This window comes from Alkalibacillus haloalkaliphilus, from assembly GCF_007991275.1.
Lineage (GTDB): Bacteria > Bacillota > Bacilli > Bacillales > Alkalibacillaceae > Alkalibacillus > Alkalibacillus haloalkaliphilus.
This window is the reverse complement of record NZ_BJYA01000008.1, coordinates 16,185-33,774: the sequence shown is the minus strand read 5'-3', so window position 1 is coordinate 33,774 and position 17,590 is coordinate 16,185. Positions and strand designations below refer to the sequence as shown.

Annotated in this window: 16 protein-coding genes and 1 other annotated feature; of the genes, 10 read left to right on the top strand and 6 right to left on the bottom strand. The window is 36.4% G+C overall.

Annotation, left to right across the window (positions count from 1 at the left end; translation table 11 throughout):
- Positions 1-98 precede the first annotated feature (98 nt).
- A complete protein-coding gene (trpS, locus tag AHA02nite_RS07020; protein ID WP_146815754.1) occupies positions 99-1,094 on the bottom strand; it encodes a tryptophan--tRNA ligase in 996 nt (331 codons plus the stop codon).
- Positions 1,095-1,181: 87 nt separating this feature from the next.
- Positions 1,182-1,379, bottom strand: a binding site (T-box leader).
- Between the two features lie 217 nt (positions 1,380-1,596).
- Between trpS and AHA02nite_RS07015 the strand changes: the two genes are divergently transcribed.
- The 3 genes from AHA02nite_RS07015 to spxA all read left to right on the top strand — a co-directional run bounded on the left by AHA02nite_RS07015 (position 1,597) and on the right by spxA (position 4,435).
- Entirely contained in the window at positions 1,597-2,814 is a 1,218-nt protein-coding gene (locus AHA02nite_RS07015; protein WP_146815752.1) for a putative glycoside hydrolase, read from the top strand.
- Positions 2,815-3,080: 266 nt separating this feature from the next.
- Complete coding sequence (locus tag AHA02nite_RS07010) at positions 3,081-3,671, top strand: GNAT family N-acetyltransferase (protein ID WP_146815750.1); 591 nt, start codon at positions 3,081-3,083, stop codon at positions 3,669-3,671.
- Between the two features lie 368 nt (positions 3,672-4,039).
- Positions 4,040-4,435: a transcriptional regulator SpxA gene (gene spxA, locus AHA02nite_RS07005; RefSeq protein WP_017184984.1), complete on the top strand. Its 396-nt coding sequence runs from the start codon at positions 4,040-4,042 to the stop codon at positions 4,433-4,435.
- A gap of 59 nt (positions 4,436-4,494) precedes the next feature.
- Here spxA and AHA02nite_RS07000 read toward each other — a convergent pair whose 3' ends face one another.
- The gene (locus AHA02nite_RS07000; RefSeq protein WP_146815748.1) at positions 4,495-5,175 is read right to left on the bottom strand and encodes a TerC family protein; all 681 of its coding nucleotides are present in this window, start codon (positions 5,173-5,175) and stop codon (positions 4,495-4,497) included.
- Positions 5,176-5,491: 316 nt separating this feature from the next.
- Here AHA02nite_RS07000 and mecA point away from each other — a divergent pair, with 316 nt between their 5' ends.
- The 4 genes from mecA (at position 5,492) to pepF (ending at position 11,326) form a co-directional block, all read left to right on the top strand.
- The gene (gene mecA / locus AHA02nite_RS06995) at positions 5,492-6,187 is read left to right on the top strand and encodes an adaptor protein MecA (RefSeq protein WP_146815747.1); all 696 of its coding nucleotides are present in this window, start codon (positions 5,492-5,494) and stop codon (positions 6,185-6,187) included.
- Positions 6,188-6,720: 533 nt separating this feature from the next.
- Entirely contained in the window at positions 6,721-8,235 is a 1,515-nt protein-coding gene (cls, locus tag AHA02nite_RS06990; RefSeq protein WP_146815745.1) for a cardiolipin synthase, read from the top strand.
- Positions 8,236-8,281: 46 nt separating this feature from the next.
- Complete coding sequence (locus tag AHA02nite_RS06985) at positions 8,282-9,439, top strand: competence protein CoiA (RefSeq protein WP_146815743.1); 1,158 nt, start codon at positions 8,282-8,284, stop codon at positions 9,437-9,439.
- Between the two features lie 81 nt (positions 9,440-9,520).
- Positions 9,521-11,326: an oligoendopeptidase F gene (gene pepF / locus AHA02nite_RS06980; RefSeq protein ID WP_146815741.1), complete on the top strand. Its 1,806-nt coding sequence runs from the start codon at positions 9,521-9,523 to the stop codon at positions 11,324-11,326.
- A gap of 457 nt (positions 11,327-11,783) precedes the next feature.
- Here the strand turns inward: pepF and AHA02nite_RS06970 are convergent, their stop codons facing one another.
- From AHA02nite_RS06970 to AHA02nite_RS06960, 3 genes are all read right to left on the bottom strand, one after another.
- A complete protein-coding gene (locus AHA02nite_RS06970) occupies positions 11,784-12,677 on the bottom strand; it encodes a ClpXP adapter SpxH family protein (protein ID WP_146815758.1) in 894 nt (297 codons plus the stop codon).
- A gap of 26 nt (positions 12,678-12,703) precedes the next feature.
- On the bottom strand, positions 12,704-13,087 hold the full coding sequence (locus tag AHA02nite_RS06965; protein ID WP_146815737.1) for a globin domain-containing protein: 384 nt from the start codon (positions 13,085-13,087) through the stop codon (positions 12,704-12,706).
- A gap of 123 nt (positions 13,088-13,210) precedes the next feature.
- Entirely contained in the window at positions 13,211-13,783 is a 573-nt protein-coding gene (locus tag AHA02nite_RS06960) for a CYTH domain-containing protein (RefSeq protein ID WP_146815735.1), read from the bottom strand.
- 132 nt (positions 13,784-13,915) lie between these two features.
- On the opposite strand from AHA02nite_RS06960, the gene AHA02nite_RS06955 reads away from it, so the two are divergent.
- Genes AHA02nite_RS06955 through AHA02nite_RS06945 form a run of 3 tightly spaced genes read left to right on the top strand, consistent with a single transcriptional unit; the run spans position 13,916 to position 16,250 of the window.
- Complete coding sequence (locus tag AHA02nite_RS06955) at positions 13,916-14,530, top strand: GTP pyrophosphokinase (RefSeq protein ID WP_017184993.1); 615 nt, start codon at positions 13,916-13,918, stop codon at positions 14,528-14,530.
- Between the two features lie 30 nt (positions 14,531-14,560).
- Complete coding sequence (locus AHA02nite_RS06950; RefSeq protein WP_017184994.1) at positions 14,561-15,370, top strand: NAD kinase; 810 nt, start codon at positions 14,561-14,563, stop codon at positions 15,368-15,370.
- A gap of 13 nt (positions 15,371-15,383) precedes the next feature.
- Entirely contained in the window at positions 15,384-16,250 is an 867-nt protein-coding gene (locus tag AHA02nite_RS06945) for an RluA family pseudouridine synthase (protein WP_218025406.1), read from the top strand.
- Here the strand turns inward: AHA02nite_RS06945 and AHA02nite_RS06940 are convergent.
- Positions 16,247-17,419, bottom strand: coding sequence for an FtsW/RodA/SpoVE family cell cycle protein (locus tag AHA02nite_RS06940; protein ID WP_146815731.1), 1,173 nt, complete (start codon positions 17,417-17,419; stop codon positions 16,247-16,249). The genes AHA02nite_RS06945 and AHA02nite_RS06940 overlap by 4 nt on opposite strands.
- Between the last annotated feature and the right edge of the window lie 171 nt (positions 17,420-17,590).

The window sequence follows — 17,590 nt, the reverse complement described above, 5'->3', positions numbered from 1 at the left end:
TAATTACCGAATAGGAAGGGTTTATTACCGAATAAAGAAAATAATTACCGAATAGAAAATTTAAAAAGCAGAACTGCTCGTCAGTTCTGCCCTTAAACTTACCTTTTCAAATGCACGCGTCCTAAGCCCATAGCTTTTTTCGCTTTTTTCAACATTTTGTTAGCGACAAAAGAAGCGTGGTCGGAGCCTTCGTCTAATATAGTATCTAATTTTTCAGATTCATATAACTCATAGTAACGTTTTTGGATTGGTTCTAATCCATCAATGACAACGTGAGCTAAGTCTTGTTTAAATTCACCATAGCCTTTGCCTTCATACTTTTGTGTAATTTCTTCAACGGACTCACCTGAGAAGCCTGAGTAGATGTTTAGTAAGTTTGTAATACCAGGTTTGTTTTCTTTATCGTATTCAACGACGCCTTCAGAGTCTGTAACAGCGCTTTTAATCTTCTTTTCGATTTGTTTTGGTTCATCTAAAATGTAAATTGTTGCTTTTTGGTTTTCATCCGACTTACTCATTTTGCTAGTAGGTTCTTGTAATGACATAATACGAGCGCCTTGTTCTGGGATGTGTGGTTCTGGAACGGTTAAAATGTCATTGTACTTATTGTTAAAACGTTCTGCTAAATTACGTGTTAGCTCAATATGTTGTTTTTGATCTTCACCAACTGGGACTACATTTGTTGAATATAACAAAATATCAGCTGCCATTAATGGTGGGTATGTTAATAGACCAGCAGATACGCCATCTTTGCCAGCGGATTTATCTTTATATTGCGTCATGCGTTCTAATTCACCAACGTAAGCAACACATTGTAAGATCCATGCCATCTGTGTGTGTGCTGGAACTTCTGATTGGATAAACAGCGTTGATTTCTTTGGATCAATCCCTACAGCTAAATATAAAGCTGCTAAAGAACGAATTTGATTACGAAGTTTTAAACGGTCTTGCGGTACTGTAATCGCATGCTCATCTACAATGCAAAAATAACAATTATAATCATCTTGCAATTTTGGAAAACGTCTTAAAGCACCAAGATAGTTACCGATTGTTAATGAACCACTCGGCTGAATGCCAGAAAATATTGTACTCATCAAATCACCTCAAAGTATTTTTAGTATGTTCCTTTAACCTAGGTTATTTCGTCTAAAAGTAAATAAAAAAATCCACTCTTCCCTAAAATAAGGGACGACTGGACTCGCGGTACCACCCTTGTTACCTCAAAATGAGATCACTCAGTGTAAGCTTGTTAACGGTTGCTAACCGGATCATTCAGCTCCAAAGCTCCAATTTCCAACATAACATATTGTCTGTTCTCACTAGCCAGACTCACTGAAAATAGAGGTTATATTGTACTTATGCTTTTTCATAGCATTTAATAGAGTATGTTTTTACTGCTTATATTATATGTAATGTTCAATTGTGTTGCAAGTCAATCAATCATTTTGACTAAAAATATTGGACATGCGTTAAAATGAACTGCAACAATTGTTGGATTTTTGGTTTTTTTATAAGAAATTATTAAAATTCCAACAAATACTGTCAAAAACAGATTATAATAGTAACAGATAGAAAACAACTTGGGGGAATGAAACTATGAAGAAGAGCCGGATCATCATATCATTAGTATTAATTTTAGGACTTGTTCAATTGTTTTCATCTGAATTCGAACTTCATGCAGATGAAACAGAGTCAAAAATGGTAACATTCCATTCTACATATGAAACAGGTCTACAAATTAAAGAATTACCTGACCCACTTCCTCGCTTTACGTTTAATTCAGGTTTACACTTTGAGTATCCTGATGCTGTACGAGGCATTTATGTAACAGGACATTCTGCGGGTGGCTCTCGCTTTGAAGACTTAATTGAGTTCATAAATGATACGCCGTTAAATTCAATGGTTATTGACGTTAAAGACGATTACGGTAAAATTACTTATGAATTACCAGAAGAAATATATGGACATGAGTTCTCAGACAGCTATATTGATGACCCACGAGCAATGCTTGAACGTCTTGAAGAAGAAGGCATTTACCCAATTGCACGAGTTGTTGTATTCAAAGATTCAGAGTTAGCTAAATCCAAGCCTGAATGGTCATTTTTAGAAGATGGTGAAGTTTGGGTTAACGGGCGTGGCGAAGCTTTTGTTAATCCGTTTGTACAAGATGTTTGGGAGTATAACATTGATATAGCGAAGCATGCGGTAGAATTAGGCTTCCAAGAAATTCAGCTTGATTATGTTCGTTTCCCTGAAGGATTTGAAACACGTGATGAAATGTTAGACTACACGCGCGGAGACTATGAAGATGCTGGGCTTGATAATGTTAGAGAGCGTGTTACAGCAGTTAATGAGTTTGTTGAGTATTCTTACAATGAATTAGAGCCATATGGTGTTGACGTTTCAGTTGATATCTTTGGTTATGCTGCAACAGTTGAAGACGCTCCTGGTATCGGTCAAAATTTCTTAGGTATTTCAGAAAATGTGGATGTTATTTCTTCTATGATTTATCCAAGTCATTGGACACCTTACTTCGGTATCTCAGAGCCAGACCGTGAGCCATATAACTTAGTTAATGAGTATGCACAAGTTGAAAATGAATTATTAGCTGAACTTGATGATCCACCGGTTTCTAGACCGTGGTTACAAGACTTCACAGCTTCATGGTTGTATTCTTCAGGCAATGTGTTTACTTACGGTCCAGATGAAGTAACAGCGCAAATTGAAGCACTTTATGATAATGGTATTTACGAATACTTGCTTTGGGACCCAAGTAATAGATACACGAGAGATGCAAACTTTGACCCACGTTAATTCTCTCTTAAAAAGACTTTTGGTTATTTAGCCAAAAGTCTTTTTTATGTTTTTTAGCAAATTCTTTATATTTTAATGGATATGGAAGTTTATATGTGTATATTTGAGGGATTATATGGCTGAGGGTAAATAGTCACTTTAAATCAAACTTAATCTAACTGAGCGTCACTTAATGCCGTTTAACAGAATTTTCCCCGTATTCTATAATGAATAATGAAGTCGCCATCGTTAATAATGGTGAATACAACATAAGAAGGAGTAGATGTATGAACTGGTATGAGAAGTTAAATGAATACTTTCCGGTTGAAGAGATGAAGTCAAAGGAACATATGGAACGATTATTGAAGGAAAAAAGTGATGTGTACTATAAAGATGAAGGTGAGCATCATGTCATGATGTATGTAGAGTTTGAGTCATTTATCTTTATAGATTATGTATATGTATCAACGAAAGCACGTGGGCAAGGCCTCGGTCAAAAGTTATTAAACAAGCTGAAAGAGCGTAATAAGCCAATTATTTTAGAAGTTGAACCAGTTGATTATGAAGATACTGATACAGAGAAGAGATTGCGTTTCTATCAGCGAGAAGGGTTTAAGCATGCTCAATCAATTGGTTATACTCGTCGTTCTTTAGCAACTAACGAAATGAATACGTTAGAAATTTTATATTGGTCACCTGATGAAGCGTCTGAAGAAGTTATATATAAACAGATGAAGAAGCTGTACGAGCAAATCCATACTTATAAAGATGAAGAAATATACGGCGAATCATATCAACCCGTAGAAGAAGTATTAACGATTGATCGTGACAGAAAATCTGATTTATTTGAAGCTATAAAAGATCCCAAAGGTGTGTAAAATATGGTATAATGAAGAGGTTGCTCTTATTAGCAGCCTCTTTAATTTTTAAGCTGATCTCACGTGCGGAGATTCAGTTTCCAAATCCCCTATTATGACAATAAGCTACTCTAGAAATATCTCATTTTACCGTAATTTTTTTAAATTATTTATAAAAAATACGTTTATTATTGGTAATTAAGGGTAAACCAATAATAAGACAGAAATCGATATTGTGAATTTTTCATTACAACTAATCTGACGCTCTATTCAACTACATAAAAATGTTGTATACTTAAGATAAGTTAGATTAGATTAATTCTAAACTAATATCTTTTTCAATATACTTTGTTTCATGTCTAAAGCCGTTTAAAAGGAGAGTGAATGGCATGGTAACTTTATTTACATCACCAAGCTGTACATCTTGTAGAAAGGCAAGAGCATGGTTGCAAGAACATGAAATTCCATTTGAAGAGCGTAACATTTTCTCAGAGACATTGTCAGCTGATGAGATTAAAGAAATTTTACGCATGACAGAAGATGGTACTGACGAGATCATTTCTAAACGTTCAAAAGTGTTCCAAACACTTGATACGAGCTTAGATCAAATGCCGCTAAAGGATTTAATTGATCTTATTCAAGAAAATCCAGGGTTATTGAGGCGTCCAATTATATTGGATGATAAGCGTCTACAAGTTGGTTATAACGAAGATGAAATTCGACGTTTCTTACCAAGAAAAGTTCGTTCTTTCCAACTAAAAGAAGCACAGCGATTAGTTAATTAATGAACAGTACAATATAAGAAAGCCGAACCATAGTAAGATGGTTCGGCTTTTGTCTATTTTTAATAAGCAGTCTTATTTCTTGATAAATAACCAATCATTACCGTGACTAAAATGACAGCTATTGGGAAAATCCAGTGCACAAGCGGCATGTGGATGAGTATTGGTTGTAATTTAATTTCTTTCAAGATGAGCTCTGCACTCGTATAAGCTAATAAAGCAGCCCCGAAGTAAATAATCATCGGGTATTTACTCATGAAGTGTAAAATCAATTTACTACCGAAAATAATTATAGGTACTGATACTAATAATCCAAAGATGATTAAGTATAAGTTTTGGTTTGATGCAGCTGAGATTGCTAGCACATTATCAAACCCCATGACGACATCAGCAATTATAATGGTTTTTACAGCACCGAACATAGTGGCTGATGCAGAAATGTTTTGGTGAGAATCGCCTTTATCTAGTAGTAGCTGGATCGCTATGAAGAATAAAAAGACGCCACCAATCAGTTGAACGTAAGGGATTGTGAGTAAATAAATCGCAATTGTCGCTAATAAAAATCGGAACAGTATCGCAAAGGTTGTCCCAAGAATAATTGCCTTATTTTGTAACGATTTAGGCAAGTTTCGGCTCGCCATGGCAATAACAACGGCGTTATCGCCACCTAAAATAAGGTCGAGACCAATGATGATTAGTACAGCTTTTAAGATATCCCAATTTATATCAAATAAAATTTCCACTAAAAAACCTCCTTTTTATACGTGACAAATTGTTATATATGTTTTAAAATAGTGGACTAAATACAAATAAATGCATGGCTTGTCCGAAGTTTGCTTAGATGTTATGGCAACGGAGGTTTAACTAGGGCAAACATGGAATTTGTAAAAAGCGAGTCAAAAACATTTTCAATAAAGATCTACCTAACATAAAATATGAACAAGAAGGCTTCTTTATGAAATGATTGAAAGATTTTGATTCAGGGTAATGTAGGTGTAAGGAGTTTTCGGGTAGTCCTTCCCAGCTATTTAATTGCTTATGAGAAGGGAGAGGAGAACAATGGAAATAGAAAGAATTAATGAGAACACGTTAAAATTTTATATATCTTACGGTGATATTGAAGAACGCGGTTTTAGTCGTGAAGATATCTGGTACAACCGAGAAAAAGGCGAAGAACTGTTTTGGGAAATGATGGATGAAGTTAACGACCATGAAGACTTTAGTGTCGATGGCCCATTATGGATTCAAGTTCAAGCGTTAGACAAAGGTCTTGAAATTGTTGTGACAAAAGCTCAAATTTCAAAAGACGGAAATAAGTTAGAATTACCTGACTTAAATGACGGAGAAAACAGCTCAGGCGTAACACAAGACTTAGAAAACTTTATGGAGCAAAGCTTCCCAAAAGAAGACTCATCGTCTGAAGAATCAACTCCTAAATCAAAGAAGAAGAGACATTTGGATGATGACTTAACGTTAACAATTAAGTTCAAAGATATTGAAGACGTTATTTCATTAAGTCAATCAATGAAAGACACGCGTTTCGTTGATGATCGTCTATACGCTTATGATAATAATTATTATCTGCACATTGGTTTTCCAAATGGCTTCTTAAGCGAAGATGAACAAGAAGACTACATTAGCCAGTTACTAGAATACGGTGAAGAATCGGATAAAACGGTTCATTACCTAGCTGAATATGGCACAGAAGTAATGGCTGAAAACGCACTTAAACAACTAAGAAAACATTTTAAATAAATAAAATTGGCAAGCTTGCTCGTTGTATGACAAGCTTGTCATTTTTTATTATGAGGTAAGATTTGATCGTCGCTCGTGGTTGGATTTTGGCGTTCAGGCAATTTATTTGGCGCTCGTGGATTGGATTCTGGCGTTCATGCGGTTTATTTGGCGCTCGTGAATTGGATTCTGGCGTTCACGCGGTTTATTTGGCGCTCACAAAATTTCACCGACGGTTTTAATCAGCGCTCGCGAAAATTTTTCAGCGGTCGTCTGATGTTTATCAGCGCTCACACTTAACCGAAATAAATTTTTTTATAACCCTTCAATAAATTATATAGCTTAAATAAGTTAGATGTTACAAAATAGAGGGAATAATTATGAGCATCTAAAAACTTCCCGAAATCAACTCGGTTGCAAAATTGTAACAATTTTTGTATTGTAAATTTATATCTCGTATATGATTGAGAAAGGGTTTATAAATAACGCTTTATAATAAAAGTTGGTGCAAGTCCAGCTTTCAAAGAGGGATAGAGAAGAGAGGCTTATGTAATATGCTTAAATGGATACAAGTGCTGTTGTTTACAGCACTAGTTGTTGGGATCGGATATCTCTCATATGTCATTTGGGAAGGTCGACTTGTTACGACGTTCTCTATTTTTGTGACTCTTTCGGCTATCTTAATTGTATTTATTATATTTATTGAGAATCGTAATCCATCTCAAACGATCAATTGGATATTAGTTTTTGCAGCTTTTCCTGTCTTAGGGTTTTTCTTCTATATATTATTCGGTCGAAATTATACGAAGAGAAAACGCTATGACGAAAAGCAAGAGTTAGATGAGCAAGCTTTTAACAAAATTGAAGGGCAAAAACCTATTACAAAACAAGACTTAAATCAAATGGGTGACCACCAGAAAATGTTCTTCAGACTTGCACATGAGCTTGGTAATTCACCTGTTTCATTTAACTCAGAAACGCGTGTATTAACGAATGGATCGGAAACTTTTCCGTCGATTTTAGATGCTTTACGAAAAGCAAAACACCATATTCACATGGAATACTATATTGTGCGTGATGATGAAATTGGCAGTGAAATTAAAGACATTTTAATTGAAAAAGCCAAAAGTGGAGTGGAAGTACGATTTTTGTATGATGCAGTTGGAAGTTGGAAATTGTCACAAGGATTTAAAGAGGAACTTCGTGAAGCAGGGGTTAGGTTTAAGGCGTTTGCCCCTGTAAAATTACCTTTCATCGGTAACCGTATTAACTTTCGTAACCACCGTAAGATCATTGTAGTAGATGGAGAGTTAGGGTTCATGGGTGGTTTGAACATTGGTGATGAGTACTTAGGGAAAAACGCTTATTTTGGCGAATGGCGCGACACTCACTTGCATGTGAGGGGAGAAGCTGTTCGTTCACTTCAAATGATCTTTCTACAAGATTGGCACTATGAAACTGGTGAATCATTGTTAAAGCAAGATTATTTGTCACCTGAAATGGTATTAAATGACCATGAAGCTGGCGGAGTACAAATGATCGCTGACGGACCTGATACGCAGTGGGAAAATATTAAGAAGTTATACTTTTCGATGATTATTTCAGCGAAGAAATCGATTTGGATTGCTTCACCTTATTTCATTCCTGATGAAGATATTTTAACAGCGATGAAAGTAGCGAGTTTAAGTGGTGTCGATGTCCGTCTGTTGGTGCCTAGTGTACCGGATAAGCGCATTGTATTCCATGCTTCTCGCTCTTATTATCCGGAGTTAATGGATGCGGGTGTGAAAGTATCTGAATATGGTAAAGGTTTTCTTCATAGTAAGATTGTTGTTGTCGATGAAGAGCTAGCTTCCATTGGTACGTCCAACATGGATATGCGTAGCTTTCATTTGAATTTCGAGGTAAACGCATTTTTATTTAGAACTGATAGTACGAATAAGCTTGTCGAAGATTTTAAAGAAGATTTTAAAGTGGCTCAACCAATTGATCCAGAAAAATTCAAACAGCGTTCTATTTTTATTCGTGTTGTAGAATCATTGTTTAGATTATTATCACCGCTGTTATAACGGCGGTGATTTTAATACAATCCAAACTTTATAGGAGTGATGTCTATTGTTAAAGGCTATGAATGAACAAGGACAAGCTGTCGTCTCCTTTAGTCAACCCCGTGAAAAATTAGAGCAAATGAGGCGTGAAGCTTTGTATTGTCCGAACTGTAAGCAACCTGTTATTTTAAAAGCAGGTGAAGTGAATATCCCTCATTTTGCGCACCGAAGTGATGGGCAGTGCCGTCACGGCCAAGGTGAAAGTGATACCCATTTAAAAGGAAAGATGCATCTTGCTAAATGGTTATTTCAACAAAAACATCCAATTTACCTCGAATACTTCGTCAAATCAATTCAACAACGAGCAGACATTATAACGAAAGTTGGCAAGTTTTACTACGCAATTGAGTATCAATGCTCTCCAATTGAACCACAAGAACTTCTAAAACGAACTGAAGGTTTTTTATCCCAACAAATTATCCCAATCTGGATTTTTGGCCCTTCGTATGATCAACCTTTGAAACAAGGATTTTTTAAAATTAATACAGCTATAAGAACTAGCTTACTAGCGTCCCCTTATGCGAAAAGTTTAAGATTCTTCACTTATAATCCTAGTAAGTTTACGTTTTCTATTCACCACCCATCTACGGTTCACCAAAATTTAGCCTTCTCATCATCAACAACTAAGCCGATCACAGATTTAACTTTTCAAAATCTATTAATTCACGAGCCAACAGAAAACAGAGAAAAAGATCAATGGTTATTACAAAAGAGACGATTCCGTACAAAACAAAGGCAATTTACTTCTGATGAAGAGAAAGAGTATTTACAGTTTTTGTACAATAATCGTTTACATCCTCAATATTTACCTTCTTGTATTTACTTACCTGTACAAAATTATCATTTATATCACACACCTATGTATGTATGGCAAACACATTTCATTATGGATGTATTAGATGTAACAGACGTAGAAGAAGATTTTTCGTGGCAAGATTTATATGATGGATTAAGTGATTTCTTTTACTCTCGTTTAACTTCAGCTTACCCAAGTTCTGCTGTTCATCCACTTTATGATTACACTTTGAAACTAGCTAACTTAGGATATATCGAACGTCAAGAAGGTGGAACATTTGTGAAGAAGAAAGAAGTTCACTATCCAAAAACGTTGGACGAAGCCTTGCAAAATGACCGTGAATTGCTCGATCAACTTTATAATGCTTAAGTAGTTAAGTTTTACAATTGCATGAAACTTTTATAAAATAGAGAATAATAAGAAAAAAAGTTCTTTTAGGAGGTTACATAAGTGTCAGAAGCTACCGGTTTAAAAACGAGGGAAAACGTTCCAACAGAATTAACGTGGGATTTGGAAGCTATTTTTGCTACAGATGAAGAATGGGAACAAGCGTTTAAAGATCTGCAACAAGAATTTTCGAAAATCTCAGAGTATAAAGGTCTTATAGCTGAGTCGGCGGACAATTTGTTAGCGGTGTTGAAGCTTGAAGATGAATTGCGTATTCGTCTACAAAAAGTGTTCGTTTATTCGCATATGCGCTCAGATCAAGATACAACAAACAGTAAATATCAAGACCAAGATGCACGTGCTAAGTCGTTAATTACGCAAATGATGAGTGCGTTTAGTTTCGTAACACCAGAGATCTTAGCGATGGATGATGAGCAAATTGAGAAGTTCATTCAAGAAAATGATGAACTTAAGCATTATGATAAGACGTTAAAAGACATCATGAAGTCTCGTCCACACGTTTTATCAGAGAAAGAAGAAGCGCTACTAGCTGAAGTGTCAGAAGTGACTTCAACACCAGGTAATGCGTTTAGTATGTTAAATAACGCAGACATCGAGTTTCCAACGATTAAAGATGAGAACGGGGAAGAGGTTCAATTATCACACGGGCGCTACCGTGAGTTTTTAGACTCTAAGGATCGTTCTGTGCGCCAACAAGCATTTGAAAAGATGTATGAAACGTTCGGCCAGTATAAAAATACGTTCTCAGCAACGTTAAGTGGGCAAGTTAAGAAAGCGAACTTCTTTGCGAAAGCGCGTAATTATAATTCAGCTCGTGAAGCGGCTTTAGATAAAAACAATATTCCAGAAAAAGTGTACGATAATTTAGTCGACGCTGTAAACGAACGTTTATCTTCTTTACATCGCTACATGGATTTAAAGAAGAAAGCTTTAGGTGTAGATGAATTACACATGTATGACATTTATACACCGCTAGTCGATGAGAAGATTAAGGTAACAATTGATGAGGCGAAAGACTATGTTCTTAAAGGTTTAGAGCCTTTAGGTGAAGAATATACGTCAATTGTACAACAAGGTTATGAGGAGCGTTGGATCGACTGGTTAGAGACGAAAGGAAAGCGTAGTGGCGCTTATTCTTCTGGTGGCTATTTAACGAACCCATATATCTTAATGAACTGGCAAGACAATGTCGATAACTTATTTACGTTAGCTCACGAATTAGGTCACTCATTACACAGTTACTATACACGTAAATATCAAGAGCCACGTTACGGTGACTATTCAATCTTCGTAGCTGAAGTAGCTTCGACTGCCAATGAAGCACTATTAAATGATTATTTATTAAAGACGCTTGATGAGAAGAAAAAACGTTTATACCTATTAAACAACTTCTTAGAAGGATTTAGAGGCACTGTGTTCCGTCAGACGATGTTTGCTGAATTCGAACACGAAATCCACCAACGTGATCAAAATGGTGAAGCATTAACGGCTGAGAAGCTTACAGAAATCTACTATAACTTAAATAAGAAGTATTTCGGAGATGACGTCCACGTTGATGAATCAATTGGCTTAGAGTGGGCTCGTATTCCACACTTCTACATGGGGTATTACGTCTATCAATATTCAACAGGCTATTCAGCTGCAACAGCACTAGCTGCGAAAATTTTAGAAGAAGGCGAGCCAGCAGTTGAACGTTATAAAGATTTCTTAAAAGCTGGAAGCAGTGAAGATCCAATCGATGTGCTCAAAAAAGCAGGCGTTGATATGACAACTAAAGCACCAATTTTAGAAGCATTAGATGTATTTGAACAGAAATTAGATGAGTTTGAAGCATTATTAAATGAATAAGATTTAACTAGGGGCAGCCGGCTACTTTGTAGTCGGTTGTTTTTTTAGTAGCAGATCTGTTCTGGAAATAGCTCATAGAAATTCGATAATAGCTCATAGATTTGCAAAAACGGCTCATAGATCGGAGCAAATGGCTCATAGAATTAATCAAATAGCTCATAGATAGCAATATTCGACAAAAGCAACTAAATAAAAACCTTTGAGATTCGCACTCAAAGGCTAGTGAAAACGTCTAGTCGTTCGACCATAAGAATTTCTTTGTGTAATTACAGAAATAAACAGAAATAAAACTAAAAACAGGAGTGGAAAAGAGATCCACCTAGGCACTAATTGCATCATACCTAACATGTTAAAGAAAAAAGCACCTATAATCAGAATCAACCAAAAGAGAAGTTGGAGCATGTGCATCGTTCCCTTCCTTTGATACTCATCATATGGTGCTTTTAATGAAAATATTCTAGTTGTCCTGTGTTATATATTTCCAAAAAGTCCCGTGCTTTACAGGAAAACGCTCTACATTACGAGATAGTTGCAGTTTCTTTAATTCTTTTTCTGTCTTTTCTTCCGACCAGTCAAAGACGACGGATACTTCTTTTGATGCGACAAATTCGAAGTGATTTAAGAAATCGATAAGTTCTGGTTTTACTGAAGGGCGTGGTTTACGATCCATCACCTCATATAATGCACGAATATAAGTGTCATAATTATAAAGTCCACAAACTTTTAAACCGTCTTCTTCTTTCTCGCGATTGAACATGACCATTGCTGGTGTTTGTTCAACTTCCATCTCTCTTGCAACATGTATGTCGCATTTTAGAGCTTTCTTTGCTGTTTTGGAATGTAAGTCTTTCTTAAACTCCTCTACATCCAAATTGACTTTTTCAGCAACCTCAATTAGCACGTCTTCATCTGAAATGTTTTGTCTGTCTAAAAATAAATATTCGCGTAGTTTACGTAAATACTTTGTACCTAAACGTTGGCCTTGAAGTTCAGCTGCTTTAATCGCCAGTGACGATAAGATTGGCGATGATACAGGACTTGATTCAAATTCATCGTCACAGTTCATCCCAGTACGTTTCGAAACTTTACGCCAAGAGGAATGGCTCTTCGTTCTGTTTAAGGTTGGGATGTTCATTTCAGTTGATTTTCCCGTGACGATCGTGCGTAATTTAAAATAACATCCATATTCCATCGCTAGCTTTTTTATATAAGGTTCAAAAGACCAACAATCCGGGCAAAGCGGGTCGACAAATAAATATATTTCTACTGGTTTATTTAGTAAGTTACAAAAGTCAACTTGGGAATTATCATTCGATGCAAGATTGTTCATAACATCTGCTGTTTGATCCATCACATCGATTTCCCCCTTTAAACAATTTACTCCGGTGTGTTCATCATATGATTAGCAGTCATCGTTAGCCTTTCGAAAATAGAGCTTCTATAAGGCTCATCAATTTCTGCTTCATCTAATGCTTCTGCCATACAATCTAACCAAGCATCACGACGTGTCGGTGTGATTTGAAATGGCATATGTCTAGCTCTAAGCATAGGGTGACCATGCTCTTGAATATATAGTTGTGGTCCACCGAAAAATTGTGTTAAAAATTGTTTTTGTTTTCTTCTCGTTTCAGTTAAATCATCTGGAAAGATCGGAATGAGGTCTGGATGTTCGGCTACACGTTTATAAAAAGCATCTACTAAACGTTCAACAGCCTCTTCGCCTCCGATAGCTTCATAAATGTTTGCTTGTGAATGTGACATGTAAATTCCTCTCTCTCTTTGTTCTTTATTGTAGCAACCGCTAAGCGCAGTATCAATTAATATGAATAGGGAAATGCTGTTAACATAGTAACTTCCGTTCATTATGCGATGTCAGACATGGTGTTAATTTTTTACAGAAGCAAAGAAACGCGCAATTTTATTAGGAGTTTCTCGTTTTTCTATTTGAAATTTATCTAATAGCTCTGAAAAAAGTTGTTTACCAAATTCATAGTCATACGCTTCGAGCTCTAGTTCATAGTCCTCTGTTTGATTATACTGACTGTGGTCTAAAACAATTATATACTGGTCATATTTCTCTTCGAATCGATTTGTTTGTAAGACACCTTTGTATGAAAGTTGATCACCAGTAACACCAATCTCGTCCAACTGTTTCTTTATATTAGAAGGTAGAGAAATGTCATCTTTAAGCCAGTCGTTAAATTGTTGTTCGGTCACAATGTCATGGGTTTCTAATAGACCGTTTTCGACAGGTTGTTTTAAGGTTGCTATGTATTCACCATTTTTTTCGCGAATTCTTAGTGCAGCACGTTTAGAACGCAATTCAAAATCATCAGTCTCAAAATAGTAGTTAACCTGTTGTTTGATCTGTGAAGAATCCTTAATATAATGCGCGGCTAAACGTTCGTATTCTTCTTGTGTTAGTAAGTTTTTAAATTCAATTTCAATTTCTTGCATAGTCTCACCTCTCGCTAAACTCATTCTCATTATGCAGGATAAATTTGTTAGATTCAACGATTATGGCAGTGGGGAAATTATGGTACAATGGGGTTAGTGTAAAGACATCATGTGAAAGTGGGGGAGAACCGTTTGAAATGGGATATCTTTTTAGCACCGTACAGTCAAGCAGTAGATGAATTAAAGATTAAACTAAAAGGAATGCGTAAACAATTTGATTACGAGTCTCGACATTCTCCCATTGAGTTTGTCACAGGTCGAGTCAAACCAATCACAAGCATTGTTGATAAAGCTAAAAGGCGAGAGATTCCGATCCCGAAAATAGAAGAAGAAGTACAAGATATAGCAGGATTAAGAGTCGTTTGTCCTTTCGTGGATGACATTTATGAAGTTGTTGACATGATCCGGGCACGACAAGATTTTGACATAGTAGAAGAGAAAGATTATATAGAGAAAAATAAAGAAAGTGGCTACCGCTCTTATCACGTCATCATTTCATACCCGGTTGAAACGATTCACGGTGAGAAGCGGATTTTAGCTGAAGTGCAAATTCGTACATTAGCGATGAACTTCTGGGCGATTAATGAACACTCTTTAAATTATAAATACTCTGGTCAAATGCCTTCAGATGTAACACAACGATTAAAAAATGCCGCTGAAGCCGCATTTCGACTAGATGAAGAAATGTCGAAAATTAGAAAAGAAATACGCGATGCACAAGAATTTTTCCGTCGTAAAAAAGATTAGCGTTTTAGACTCGATAAAGGTGGGGTTGAAGTGAAGTTTGCAGTACAGTGCCGAGGAGACCAAGCTTCCAAAGAAATTAAATCAAAGTTTAAAAGTTATTTGTCTGAATTTAAGATGGAGTATAACGAAGAAGAGCCCGATTTAGTCATTTCAGTTGGTGGTGACGGAACGTTGTTAGAAGCGTTTCACCGTTATGTCCACAGGCTGAATGAGACAGCGTTCATCGGTGTACATACAGGGCACTTAGGGTTTTATGCTGATTGGGTACCAGAGGAGTTAGAAAAGTTAATTATTGAGATTGCGAGAACACCATTCCAAGTCGTTGAGTACCCGTTATTAGAGTTAACGATTAGACCTGAAGAATATGATGAAGAACATTGCTACTTAGCGTTAAATGAGATTTCAGTTAAAACCGCTGAAGGTTCTGTTGTGTTGGACGTTGAGATTAAAGGTGAGCATTTTGAAACGTTCCGTGGTGATGGATTATGTATTTCAACGCCATCAGGTTCTACGGCATACAATAAAGCATTAGGTGGAGCAATTATTCACCCTTCACTAGAAGCTTTCCAAATTACGGAGATGGCTTCAATTAACAACCGTGTGTTCCGTACAGTCGGTTCGCCACTTATTTTACCAAAACATCATACAGCGGTAATGAAGCCGAAAAGTGACAGAACGTTTTTAATTACGATTGATCATTTAACGATGAACTTTAATCATGTTCACAGTATTCAATGTCGTGTTGCCAAAGAACGGGTTCGTTTTGCGCGCTTTCGTCCGTTTCCGTTTTGGAAACGCGTGCACGATTCCTTTATTTCGAATGAAAGAACAGAATTCTAGGTGTGAGAAGCAAATGAATATTTCATGGTCTATTACTAGAAAACATCATCAGTGGCTCGTACGTGATTATTTACTGCACGTGCGAGCTTTTTCTAACCGCTTATTAAAAGAAGTGAAAAAAGAAGGAGCCATTCTGATTAATGGAGAATCAGTTACAGTAAGGAAAGAAATAGTTACAGGTGATGTTTTAACCGTTCAGTTTCCAGCAGAAAAAAGAAGTGACGCAGTCGAACCAAAATATATGCCTCTTCAAATTGTGTATGAAGATGATTACTTACTAATTATTAATAAACGAAGAGGTTTGGCTGTCTCACCGAATATGAATGACTTGAAAGAATCAACGTTAGCTAATGGCGTATTGCATTATTTTGATACTCAATCGATTAATGCCACTTACCATGTCGTCACCCGTTTAGATCGCTTTACGTCAGGGTTAGTGATCATCGCTAAAAATCGGTACATCCATCATTTATTACAACAAAGTGAGATTAAAAGATTGTATGAGGCGTTTGTAACTGGTCATTTGGAGCAATCATGTGGAACGATAGACTTACCAATCGCACGTAACTTACCTTCAATCATCGAACGCAAAGTAAGTGATAAAGGAAAACGAGCCGTTACGCATTACCGTGTAAAACGGGAAAACGCGCAAGGCTCGCAAGTTGAAGTGGAACTTGAAACAGGTCGAACACATCAAATTCGTGTTCATTTTGCCCATATAGGCCATCCGTTAATTGGTGATGACTTATATGGTGGAGATCATCATCAATTAACCGGACAAGCATTACATTGCGAATGGGTTACATTTCAACACCCGATTCATAAGCAAACAGTCCATGCTTATGCTAACAAACCGAATGAATTGAAACGGTTAACTTAGTCATCTGTTTCAAACATGTATTCTTTTTTCCTCGATTGTATATTCAGCACAAGACCAATTGCAGCCATATAAACGAGTAGTGACGTTCCACCGTAACTTAAGAAAGGAAGTGGAAGTCCGGTTAGTGGTAAAAGCTGAATAGACATGCCGATATTTTGGAAGATTTGATAAGAGAACATACCGACGAAACCAACGGCTAAATACGTACCGAACGGGTCACGGCAAACGAGTGCGATTTGAATTATACGGTAGATCATTAAAAAGAACAAAATAATAACGATGCTTGATCCGATAAAGCCGAATTGTTCAGCAATAGCCGTAAATATCATGTCTGTATGGCGTTCAGGGATGTAAAGTTCAAAGTTACCAATCCCTTTACCTGATAATTCTCCTGAGCCAATGACTAACATGGAACGGATCACTTGCATGGCGGAACTTTGTTCATACAAATGAGGGTCTTGCCATGCTTGAATACGGTGAATCGCATGTCCAAATGGCGTGTACTCATTAATGAAGTCGATAAACTGTTCAGTGTACAACAGGTACATCGCTGCAAGTGCAGTGCCGATTAACGTGAAAAGACCTAATATAACTAAAATAACTCGCCAACGGATTCCAGATATTAAGATTAAAAAGCCCATAATTGACATAATAACTAACGATGAACCTAAGTCAGGCTGCATCGCGATTAAGGCGAATGGCGGTAATGTTAAGGCAACAATCTTTCCTAACAATAATAAATCATATTTTAAGTCTTTATGTGTCCACTTTTCATTATGTGAAGTTATAACATGAGCCAGGGCAATGACGAGAAACACTTTCATGAACTCTGATGGCTGTATCGAACCAATAGGTAAGTCGTACCAACGAGTTGCTCCTAATCGAGTGTCGCCCCAAACAAAAAGACCAGCTAACATTAAGATTCCTAATATGTAAACTGGCCAAGCAAGTTTACGGTAACGATCGAAATCTAGAATCATTATTAACGCAATTCCAACTGTTCCTACTACAAACCACATTAATTGCAGTAAATAGAAGTTGTTATCGGATAAATAACCTGGTAAATGAGGTTGCAATGTATATAATGTAATACAACTAATCGCAACTAAAGCTGTCATAATAAATATAAGAAAAGTATCGAGTTTTTTATCGTTTCCAGTGTTGTTCATGGATATACTCCTTTAAAGTCATCATCTATTCTATTTTCGTGCATTTAGGTTAGTTCGTCAATGTGAACTCGCTAACAGTTTATGAAAGTTTTCAATTAATCTAAAGAAAACAATTGTATCTGTCGTCAATTTTATATAAAATAGTAGTAGGTACTAATAACAAACCATAAT